This window comes from Listeria costaricensis (assembly GCF_900183385.1).
GTDB classification, from domain to species: Bacteria; Bacillota; Bacilli; order Lactobacillales; family Listeriaceae; genus Listeria; species Listeria costaricensis.
On the sequence record NZ_FXUT01000023.1, the window covers coordinates 70512 to 81960 of the forward strand.

An 11449-nucleotide genomic window follows, 5' to 3' on the forward strand; every position below is an offset into this window, starting at 1 on the left:
ATCTATCTAGTAAAAGTAGCGCGAATCAAGCTGGCCACTTCCTGACAAATTTTCACTTTATTAAAATATTGATAGGCATAGTCTTTATAGCGCTGCTGATCCTGCTCAGAAAGTTGGTTCGACCGGATAAAAGCAGCCAGATCTGCCGGTGATTCAAATATCGAATCGGCAGGATAGACCGTCTCGACACCCGGCCAGTTCAACAAACAGGGAGTCGTCCCTGCAGCCATCCCCTCCATGAGCGCCGTGTGAAAACTTTCCGATTCACTTGTCGAAAGCAGATAGCCGATTTTCCGAAGCCATTCATGCACATCATTGCCATGCTTATCGAATTTCACACTGCTTTTCCAAGGGGCCTGCTCAATGCGCGCAAAAACAGCTTCATAATACGCTCGTTCAGCCGTTCGTCCCATCAACCATGGCACATCCTTTGGCAATTTTCCTTTAATGAACAGCTTATAACGTTTATCAGACAGCCAAAGCTCCTCAAAAATATCGAGCGCCTTATCCAGCCCTTTAATTTTAGGAATCACCCCACAGATCCCCAGATTAAAATCAATATCGGCTTGTTTCGGCCGGTCGAATTTTTCCGTATCAATCGTGTTGGCAATCAAAATCATCTTATGCCGCGGAATCCCACAAATCCGGTGCATCTCTTCAAAAATAAACGGACAAATCGCAATGATATGATCAATCGCATCGAGCTCATAATGGAAAGGATGCTCCGTCCGCTTCTCCTGTGCATGAACGCGAACCAAAAGTTTCTGCCCTGGCTTTTTATGCTTAGAGTACCAGACGGCATTGCCCAGCCCCCACTCACAAAAAATCAGATCTGCCCATTCCAGCAGCTCTTTACTGGCAGCCTCATCATGCGTGACATGACTTTCCCATTGGTCGATCTTCACATTTACCCACGACTGTTTTTCCAAATAGTGAATAATATCCGTCATAAATTTCAAGTCATGGCTTGCGAACAGCAGATTTATCGGCTCAGCTTGATAACGCCAAAGCACATCCTTCAGCCGGTCGTAAGAAGCCTCAAGTGTGAAATGCTGACTCGCCTGATACATCCTTTTCGCCGCTCGTTTGTAAACCGCCGAGTCCTGCAGTACAAGCTGTGTTTTCGCTAAAAATTCTGCCTCCGTATCCACAAACAATTCATAGTCCTCACCCAGCAGCTGCTCGTGCATCTTAGTCCGCCGTAACAGCACCGGTTTCCCTAATCGGGCATATTCCAGCAGCTTGGTCGACAACTCAACAGAAGCATCATTATCAATCGTTTCACTCCGCCAGCTGATTCCCACATCCGCTTTCGCAATATAGGCTTGAGATTCTGCCCGCGAAACAGCTCCCGGCCAGTCAACATTTTCCATTTCTTGAAAAGTCCGCTTGATTTCCGCGCTTCGTGAACGCAACTCCCCCTGAAATTTGTCCCCTACAATGCAAAACGTGACATCCTTATCCGCCAACTGACGAGCTGCCTGCAAAATTTCCTCCGTATACCACTCTTCCGCAAATTTCCCACTGTAGATCAGTCGATTATGGCGATTCCGGTAATCCGGCGTAACAGGCTGAGCGGGAATCATCGGAGACAGTATCACAATTTTATGCCCATCAACGCCTACCAGTTCCCGAAAAGCGGCTCTTGTCGCCTCCGTTTGTAAAAACATATTCGGAAAGCTTTCATAGATTTGCCGCAGTGTAGCGCGGTCCTGTTTAGAAAGCGTCTTGGGGTCGCTATTGAAGTCCGTAATATAAGGAATCGTTTTGCGAATAAGCTCCGGATGCTTCATCATCTCCTTCACCAGCATAAAACCGCGTATGATAATCAAATGATAGTGATGCTGTTTATCCAGCAGCTCCATCCGTGCCAAAGCCTCCGCAACATCAATCCGGTTTTCATTCGCCGCCGACATCTCTGGAAATGACTGGAACGGCTCAATCAGTCGAACATTCTCAAAATCCGCGATGCCGCCAGTCAGCCGCGTATTCTGCACCCGGGCTTTTAGCAAGAGATCCGTCTGGACGTTCGGATTGATCGCCAGCATCGAAGCCATTGATGTCAGCCAAACCGCCGAACCGTCCATGATATTTAAATCCATGTCGCCATAGAGTAGAATTTTTAACTGTCTCACTTTCATCGCTCCTAAATGTCTACTTTCTTGCTGATCGTTTGCGGGACACCTCGCCCCTGCTCAATAAAATTAAATTTATCCGCACTAAAGAATGTCACTCCCTGCCGAAAATAACCGGAAAGTGAAGCATCCTGAACCATTTCTGCCAGTAAATTTTTAATCCGCGTCTGAAAAATCACCTGCGTTTTCCATAAAGCTCGGTGGTAATGCAGCTCGGTCACAAATTGATTGTCCATTTCCTCGTTCACTTCATGCAGCCTACTTGCAGACCATTTAAAATAGTTCTGCTTGCCGATCACATCTGCTTCTGTATATTCCGTCGCAAGCATCATATCTGCCAAATAATGCTCCCCATAAAAATGCTGCCCTGCCATATAGCTGATATAGGGAGTCGTGATAACCTCGCCTAGCTGCCGATACTCCCTTTCAAGATACGGCAGAGTGAAAACACTGATTTCCTTTGTATTGTAAAGATTCATCAAGTCCGTTACCCCATCAAACATGGAGGCCACCAGCAGCAGCTTTTTATGCGGATAGGCTTGCCGGGTGAAATTTTCCACCACCGCCTCTATTTCATCTTTGGAATGCACAACCGAGATCACGGTCACTTCTTTCTTTTCTTCCGGTAAAATGACGTCCATATTGTGCAGCATCATCTGCAAACGGTGCTTATAAGTATGGTGATGATACACTTCCCGAACCCCTTCCACCGCCTTGCGTTCATATAATGCACGATCACTGGTAATCACACGAAGCTTCTCTGCAAGTGCCTCTTTCGTTTCTGCAATGATGACCAAATCTCCGAACATCCGCTGAATCCCTTTGGAGTAGCTGCTGATAATGGGCGTCCCACATGCCAGCCCCTCAAAAACACGCCGTGAAAACATCGTCGGCGAGTGCTTGATACTATTAATGTTGAGCATATATGTGTAACCTTTATAGGCAATATTCATCTCGTTATACGCCAAGCTTCCTGCAATGTCGGGCAGAAACCGTTCTGGAAACTGGAAATCCGGCGACTGCCGTTCAAAATTCCGATCATAGATGACCAGCCCATACTGCTTGGCCACATCTAAAAGCTGATCCATATCACGCCTGCGCTCCTCATGGCGATTAGCATAATATGAACCGGCAAAGCACATTTTTTCCATCCGCTTCTCATAAAGCTTGACCGGATTGTGCATCTTTGGCTGAATGGCAAAACTCTGGGCATAAACACGCGTATGGCCGGCCGCCTGCTGATATTTGGGAATCATATCTGCATCTGTCGTATAAATATAATCGAACAACTTGGCCGTATCGATAAACTTTTCATAATGAATCGGATCTTCCTTATTCCAAAAAATCGTCGGCACGTCATTTTGCCGGCACCAGTCGAGCAGCTCGAGTAAGTCTCCGCGATCTTGCCCCGAATAGCGACCAATTTTATACGTCCAGGCACCATGATTCCCATGCCAAGCAGACTCCACCATCAAAACATGCGGCTCTTCCCGCTCCAAAACCTCTCGCCAATCGTCCGGCGTAAAGGTGAGCAACTGCACCTCTTTTTCATAACAGGTCCGCGTGAATTCATCAAAAATTGCCGCCACTCGCAGTTCCTTTGTCGAAGCAATCTCCGCCAGCCCCGGACGCGCGGAAGTTCCCACCCTGCCAATCGCAGCCGTTTTAGGCTTATCAAAAACACGGTGAAAGGAACAGCCCTGAATCCGCGTCATCCCTCGTTTCGGTATACGTAAAGCCAGTCGCAGCCTCGTCGTTTCCTGCGACACAGTCAATCGATTCTTCTTGTTCGGATCAAATAAAGTGGCTTTCACTTTCGCCGTAGGACTATACTCAATAATGGCAATTTTACAGACTTGCTCTGATTCGACTTTCAGCTGAATCGTAAATTCAAACTTCTCTCCCGGAACCGCTTCAATAATGAACATGGGATAACGCTTAAACAAAAGATTGGTTTCCAAATAAGAAAAATAAATATAAATATCACTATTGTTGGTTGCAATTACTTCTCCGTCACCTTGCTCAAACGTCAAGTCCTCATTAGAACTGTGCCATTTTTCAGCTGTAGTAAAGTCGATGGACGAAATCACTTCAGGTTGAATTTTATTTAAGAGTTTCTTTTGTAAGAAAGTAATATCTTGATATAAATTTTCAATTTTCTTCACGTTTTTTCCTCAATCTCCGTCTTTTTTTAAATTGCCAATAACGACGCATCCATTTCATCACCTTGGTCTCATTTAAGCGGCGGTATTTTTCAGTGATATCAGCTAATTTCTGCGTCATTTTTTTATTTTCCGCTTTCAGTCTTTTAAGTTCCTGCTCCTGCGCTTGATTGCACCGCTCTAGTTCTTGTAAGATAGGTAGCTCCTCATCAAGTAAGTTTAATATATGCCGATTCAGATCATGATTGACGGCTTTTTCTGCATTAAGTGCCTCTGACATGTAACGAACCATTTCCTTCGTACTAGCTAATTCATTTTGAAGCTGTTGAACGGCTGTTTTTTGTTCCGCCATCGCTCGAACCTGCTGCGTCCGCAAAGCTGTCATGGCCTTATCATGGGCGCCCTTTAATTGGTCAATCTCTATTTGATGCTGCTTTTTCAATAAATCCTGCTGCCCCATAGCCACTTTTAACGCGGTTTCCTGTTGAATAAATTTTTCTTCCAGCGCCGCATGTGCATAGGCAAATTGTGTTTTGCTCACTTCAACTAGCTCTAAAATATTTTGCTCAAGCCGCTTTTTAATCTCCGCCTCTTTTGTTTGCCCATCATCTGCGGGATCGCCCGCCTGTGGTGCCTCATCTTGCTCGATCCTCTGAAAAACATAAAGCGCCTGATTGCCGATTTTCTGTTGTAATATATATTGATTTTCAGCCATCCAACGTGTGATCTTCGCTTCCCAAGACTGATTCTGTTCCAACCAAATCATTGGTCTAGCCGTCTTTAAAATCACCTTGATATCCGTCAAAATATCTGTTGACAACTTGCGCTCAGATATATGAAGCAGATCGGGCGCTTCCAGTTGTACCGTCATTTCCTTACCTGCTTCTACGCTGACAAATCGCTCTTTTTTCCAAATAGGTTTGATATAGACAACTTTTGGCAGCAGCGCTTTTCTCTTCTTGCCATGCCTACTGTCAAAAACATAGATCTGCTTCACACTCGTTTTGTCTGAAAAAAAAGCGGCATAATGGGAAAAACGACTATCTAATAAATAAATCACGGCGTCTTGAGGAAGGAGATTCTGGCACACTTCCAAAACACTCGGGTAATGAACTATTTTTTTACGCATCCAGCTTCATCCTTATTTATCCTTAATTTTGCCTTTCTATTTTCCATATCCATCCTCAATTTCTGCATAAATTTCCAAAAATCTTTTTTTCTCCTCATTCCAGTTATACGTCCTGCGCGCCTTCAAGCAGTTTTGATGCATTTTTTCACGCAAGGCGGGACTAGCAAGCAGTTGGTTGACTCCAGCAGCAATGGCAATCGGCTCATGCGAATCAACTACCAGACCGATTTTTTCTTGGGTGATTACCTGTCGAATTTCAGGAAAATCACTGCCAATGACGGGGACGCCACTCATCATATATTCAAATAGCTTATTGGAAGAGGCTGAATAATGATTGAAACACACATTATTTAACAACTGAAAACCCAGATAAGCATTGCGTGTGTAATGGAGCAGCTCGGCAAGAGGAACTTTAGGCAAAAAGCGAATACGTTCTGTCAAACCGGCCTCTAAAACTTGTTGTTCCAGCTCCGTCTTCATACGGCCATCCCCAATCAGCACAACCACCCCTCGCTCAAAAAGCGGCACGGCAGCAATCAGCTTTTCCAAACCGCGCCCTGTTTGTATACCGCCTTGATAGAGTAAAATCGGCTCTTCCTCTGAAATATCCAGATATTGATTCAGACAGATTTTTCGACTCATTTCAGGTGTAGCTGGAATCGGATAATTATGTATGACTTCTGGATAAAAACCATACTTTTCTTCAATGTAAGCGGCTCGCGTATGATTTTCATGAATGCAACTATCGACAAATCGCAGGAAAATTTTTTCACTGATGCCGTAAAGCGGGCTGTTATAACCCGTTCTGCTCGTCTGTACTTCATGTGAATCATAGAGGAGCTTGCGCCGCCGAAAAACCTTCGCACACAGGATCCCTTGCGGCAAGGTATTCAGATCATTCGCATGATAGAGCCAATAATCGCCTGAAAGCCCTAGTCGAACCATTCGTATAAAAATAAAACTGCGCCTAAAAAGAACCTGCACCTTGCCAAAATAAAGAAGCGCAGAAAAAATCAGCAGCAGGATTGCCTGAACGGGATACATTAGAACTGCCGGAAGTAGCAAGATCCCCAACACGAGCAGGCTTAGTGGATGCTCCTTCAAATATTTGCCCCCTTTTACCAAGGGAACAAAAAGTTGTGGACAGGTACTTTTTACGCGGTAGACTGTAAAATTTTCTGCCAGGATTTCCTTATGCGCTAACTGAGCATCTTTCGGGTCATGAATGGCAATCAAATCAATCTGATAGCCAGCCTCCTGTAAAGCACTGCATTCCCGCATGACTCGAGCATCATTGGTAAAGTAATTCCAGACAAACATGGCAATTTTTTTCGTCATTAGCAATTCCTCATTCAAATCCAGCGATTATTTCTTCAATCTGCTTAAAATTCGCTTCCCAGCAATAATTATTTCTGGCGTATCTTTGGGCATTTTGTCGAATCTCCCTACACAACACGCGATTTTCCAGTAAATGCTTTAAAGCTTGATACATTTTTTCTTCGTTTGAATGCTCATAAATAAACCCCGTATTGGAGCCATTCACAACATCTTTACAGTAGCCAGAAGCTATCCCAATAATAGGTAAACCAAAGCCCATATAATCAATGACTTTTCCAGGAATGACAAGCTCAAAAGCCTTGTGCGGTGCAAGACCAACAAAGGCAATATCTGCATTCATCAAGTCCTCCATCACTTGTTGCCGCGTCTCTGGCGGCTTAATCACCACATTTGTCAAATGCTTCTTTTCCACTGCCTCAATCAATTTTTGAAACTTCATTCCGTAACCAATAACTTTAAACTGCACATGAGCATTGTTTTGAAAAAAAGCAGCCATTCTAATAAAGCTAGTCAGCTCTTGCGCCAATCCTATATTTCCAGTATAAATAACGGTCATTTTTTCCTTTTCTATAGGAACATCCTGATTGCCAATTTCCAACTCTTCATTTGTCAAAGCGTTTGGGATGAACGTTATTTTCGCTGTCCCATAACCTTGTTCTTTGATATATGTGGCAAAGCGTTCGCTATTAACAATAATCTCATCTGCTTTTCTATATATGCTTTTCTCTAGCTGATAGGCGAAAAAGAGAAAAAATCGAGAATTGAATTTTCCCACACCTTTGAATGATTCCGGCCATAAATCGCGGATATCCACAATCAGCTTAGCTTTCAACCTTTTTTTAGCTATCAATCCAACAAGTGCCACTGAAATAGGTGGACTCGATACATAAATCACATCAAAATGATCTTTCGTACGCATTATTTTTACAATAAAGCGGCAAAAAGTCTCTAGATATAGAAGAAAGCGAAAAAATAGATTTGCTTCATACTGTTGAATCTTAGTTTCTATACGATAAACTGCCTCTTCCTCAAAATCCTCTTCCCAAAATTCTTCCTGCTCATAAATAGCTCGATTGGGATAATGCGGGGCAGTCGTATACATTGTGACGTCATACTTTTCGTGAAATAATCGAAATAACTGCTTCATCCGATTTGCAGCACTTCCAATTTCAGGATAAAAATTTTGAGAAATTAACAGTATTTTTTTCAATTCACCATCTACATTCCTTTGTCACTCATATGCTTTATAAAAAACGGATTAAACAGGTACATTGATCCTATGAGCACTTTTAATTTTTGAAAGACTGCCAAGATTATAGTAATTTTCCTCATTTACCAATCCTGTCATAATATTTCTCGTATCTAAAAATATCTGTTGCTGCATGCGATCAAAATCCTTGCTTGTGAGTGTTCGGAACTCAGAATGATCGACTAGCACTACTACTAAATCGGCGTTCATTATCGCCGTTTCCATATCCCTTTCAACAAATGTAGCTTGAACATGCGGATCATAAGCTACAATGTCAAACTGTGGCATTTCAGCTAATTTATGGTAAATCTCTAAAGCCGGACTTTCTCGAATATCATCAATATCACCTTTATAAGTTAGCCCAAATACAGCCACCTTTTTGCCTTGAATTTTTTCCAGCAGTGCTAATGTATTTTCCACGATAAAATCGGGCATCATGGTGTTGATTTGACGCGCACGCTGAATCATTTGAGACTCTTCCGGTGCCTTTGCTGCAATGAAATAGGGGTCTACCGCTAAACAATGTCCACCAACCCCCGGCCCCGGCTGCAGCAGATTCACACGCGGATGTTTATTCGCCATCTCAATGACATCCAGTGCATTGATGTCAAGTAGCGTGGAAATCTTCACCAGTTCATTGGCAAGTGCAATGTTCACATCTCGATACGTATTCTCAATTAGCTTCGACATTTCTGCCGTAGATGCAGCCGACTCAATCAACTCCCCTTGCACAAAAGTACTGTAGATTTTCTTACCAGCCTGAGTACAAGCAGGAGTCACACCGCCAATGATGCGATTATTATGGATTAACTCATGGATAATTTGGCCTGGCAATACCCGTTCCGGACAATGCACCAGAAAAACATCTTTTCCCACAACAAGACCCGTACTTTCAATAAGTGGTAAAATATGATCCTCTGTAGATCGGGGGGCAATAGTTGATTCAATAATAATCGTATTCCCTTTTTGTAATACTGGAAGAATGCTTGTAACGGCTGATTTTACATAGCTTAAGTCACATGATTTTAAAAGATCATCATGATTGGGCGTTGGGACAGAAACAATAAAAGCATCTGCTTGTTCTACAATTTGTTCAGCTCGGAACGTTTGACTCTTCAAAGCTCGGTCTAATTCAGCTTGAAGTCCCGGCTCCTCAATGTGAATTTTTCCGCGATTCAGCTCTTCGATAACCTGCTCATTAACATCAATTCCCACGACCTCCTGCTTATGATTCGCAAACATGATAGCTGTTGGAAGACCAATATACCCTAATCCTATCACCACTATTTTCAAATTTCTGACAATCCTTTCTGCATTCAAAATTTATTCAGCCTCTGGGATCGTAACTGACCAGCTTGCCTCTTCCTCTTCTAACGGCATATAAACCAGTGTGCCCTTTTTGACTGTATTAGGTAGTTCAAAATAAGCTTTGCCGCTCATTTCTTTATTCGGTTCAATCTCATCACCAAAGTTATTCCCTTGTGGATATACCGTGTAGGTTTCATCGCCCGACTTGATTTTAAAATCAGCCGCACCTACACCTACTGTCGAATTATCATTATTTAAAAAGCTCATTTCGATACTGACCATGTTCTTTTTTGCTTCTGTACTTTCTGTCGTTTTGATATGGCCGATTTTCATATCGATATTATTGACGGTTTTCGTCTTATAAGTGGTCTCTTCTTTCGGAGACTCTGTTGCCACCTTCTCCTTTGTTGAATCATTGCTACAGGCAACAGTCAATAAAAGTGTTGCAACCAGCATTGATGTGATGACCCATTTTTTCATTTATACATGCCTCATTTCTGTATTGATAAAAAGAGGGGGCGCACTCCCCCTCCCTGTTTACGACTTACTATGTGCGGCATCTTTTATGCGAATGAACAGTGAAAACACACAATAAGAAAGCTTGTTATTTTGTCACTTGACTAGCTTTTTTACTTACTGCAACAGTTTTTTCGTCTAGCACGAGTCCTGTAGAATCATAGCCAGTCAGTACCACTACATCACTTTCATTTTTGATTAGTGATTTTGCATAATACTGATAATCAGATCCTGTTTTCGGTACGTTGATTGTAGAGTATTTCACACCATTTACCGTTACACTAATCTTAGCGACATCTCCTGTGAATGTGCCGATTACATAACTGTCAACGCCAATTTCATAAGGATTTGCTGTTACACTTCCCGCTGATACTGAAACAGGAACATTTTTTGTACTGATGGCAATACCCTCAGAATTATAACCAACAAGTTTCACATTATCTGTAGCAGCTGTAATTTTATCTTTGGCATAATATCTGATCGTGCCATTTGTTACATTGACCCGCTGTTTTGCAACGCCATTTACTTGAAGTTCTACTTTTACAACATTTCCCGTGTATACGCCTGTTACATAACTGTCTTTACCAAGTTTGAACGTATCAACAGAAGTAATCGAGCCTGCCTCACCTTGATATTCAGTAATCGTGACTGGCTTACTATCAAGCAGTCTACCAGAAGCATCATAGCCATTAATGCTCACAACATCTGTAGCATTTTTAATGACATTATTTGCGTAATATTTAAATGTTGGTGCAGTTGTCACATTGATTTTGTTGTATTCTACGCCATTTACTGTCAAACTAAATTTCGCAACATCGCCAGAAAGCGTTCCTGTCACATAATTATCTTTGCCTAAATAATAAGTATTTGGTGTCACTTTCCCTGTTGTTTTGCGAGAAATATTCACTTTTACTTTTTGCAATTGATTTCCTTCAGCGTCATAGCTCATTACATAGACTTGGTCAGTTGGTGCTACTACCTTCCCTTTAGCATAGTACTGATAAGGAGAACCCGTTGCATTGATTTTTTGCTGCAAAGCACCATTCACTTCAATGGCAAGCTTGGCTACATCTCCGGTATAAGTCCCTTTAATATAGCTGTCAGCACCAATCGAAAAGTCGTTTGCTGTCAAGGTCGATTCTTTTGGAACGGCCTTCACTGTGGTAGAAGCTTCACCACTTGTTACACCATTTAGCACCTGTGTGACTTTAATCACTGTTCCTGCAGCCTGTGCTGGAATAGTAACATTATAGTTACCATTTGCATCTACTGTTCCTGTATATGTTGTACCATTTATCCGGATTGTTACAGTGACTCCTGCAATACCCGTTCCTTTTACAGCTGTATCATCTGCTCTAACATCCTGAACAGTTGGTGCAGCTACTTCACCTTGTGTTACCATAATGGAAGCTTCCACGCTTGTTCTACCGTTTATAGTCTGCGTTGCTGTAATGGTTCCACCATAGTTTTGTTTTTCAACCTCAAACATGGCTTTTCCATCGGCACCTGCTGTCTTGCTTCGTGTCGATCCGTCAGGCAAAACGATTGAGATACGAGCATATGGGGCACCCGTCACTGTGATTGTTGTATCGTCTGTTGTTACAGCTTGAAT

Annotated in this window: 8 protein-coding genes; all 8 read right to left on the reverse strand. The window is 42.6% G+C overall.

Annotation, left to right across the window (positions count from 1 at the left end):
• Positions 1-2 precede the first annotated feature (2 nt).
• Positions 3-2135, reverse strand: a complete 2133-nt coding sequence (locus CS921_RS13615; protein WP_099224799.1) for a glycosyltransferase — start codon at positions 2133-2135, stop codon at positions 3-5.
• A gap of 11 nt (positions 2136-2146) precedes the next feature.
• Positions 2147-4300: a CgeB family protein gene (locus CS921_RS13620; RefSeq protein ID WP_099224801.1), complete on the reverse strand. Its 2154-nt coding sequence runs from the start codon at positions 4298-4300 to the stop codon at positions 2147-2149.
• On the reverse strand, positions 4287-5426 hold the full coding sequence (locus CS921_RS13625) for a hypothetical protein (RefSeq protein ID WP_099224803.1): 1140 nt from the start codon (positions 5424-5426) through the stop codon (positions 4287-4289). The genes CS921_RS13620 and CS921_RS13625 overlap by 14 nt, the downstream gene beginning before the upstream one ends.
• Before the next feature lie 36 nt (positions 5427-5462).
• Positions 5463-6764 (reverse strand): glycosyltransferase family 4 protein, encoded by a 1302-nt coding sequence (locus CS921_RS13630; protein WP_240422371.1) that lies wholly within the window; start codon positions 6762-6764, stop codon positions 5463-5465.
• A gap of 10 nt (positions 6765-6774) precedes the next feature.
• Positions 6775-7974 (reverse strand): glycosyltransferase family 4 protein, encoded by a 1200-nt coding sequence (locus tag CS921_RS13635; RefSeq protein WP_099224805.1) that lies wholly within the window; start codon positions 7972-7974, stop codon positions 6775-6777.
• A 48-nt stretch (positions 7975-8022) separates the two neighbouring features.
• The gene (locus tag CS921_RS13640) at positions 8023-9306 is read right to left on the reverse strand and encodes a nucleotide sugar dehydrogenase (protein ID WP_099224828.1); all 1284 of its coding nucleotides are present in this window, start codon (positions 9304-9306) and stop codon (positions 8023-8025) included.
• A 30-nt stretch (positions 9307-9336) separates the two neighbouring features.
• On the reverse strand, positions 9337-9801 hold the full coding sequence (locus tag CS921_RS13645) for a DUF4352 domain-containing protein (protein ID WP_099224807.1): 465 nt from the start codon (positions 9799-9801) through the stop codon (positions 9337-9339).
• Positions 9802-9925: 124 nt separating this feature from the next.
• Positions 9926-11449: immunoglobulin-like domain-containing protein (locus CS921_RS13650; protein WP_240422372.1), on the reverse strand; the 1524-nt coding region annotated here is incomplete at its 5' end.

Coding starts and splice junctions, on each gene's coding strand:
- CS921_RS13625 (WP_099224803.1), bottom strand. CDS start 5,426: ATGCGTAAAAAAATAGTTCATTACCCGAGTGTTTTGGAAGTGTGCCAG.
- CS921_RS13630 (WP_240422371.1), bottom strand. CDS start 6,764: ATGACGAAAAAAATTGCCATGTTTGTCTGGAATTACTTTACCAATGAT.
- CS921_RS13645 (WP_099224807.1), bottom strand. CDS start 9,801: ATGAAAAAATGGGTCATCACATCAATGCTGGTTGCAACACTTTTATTG.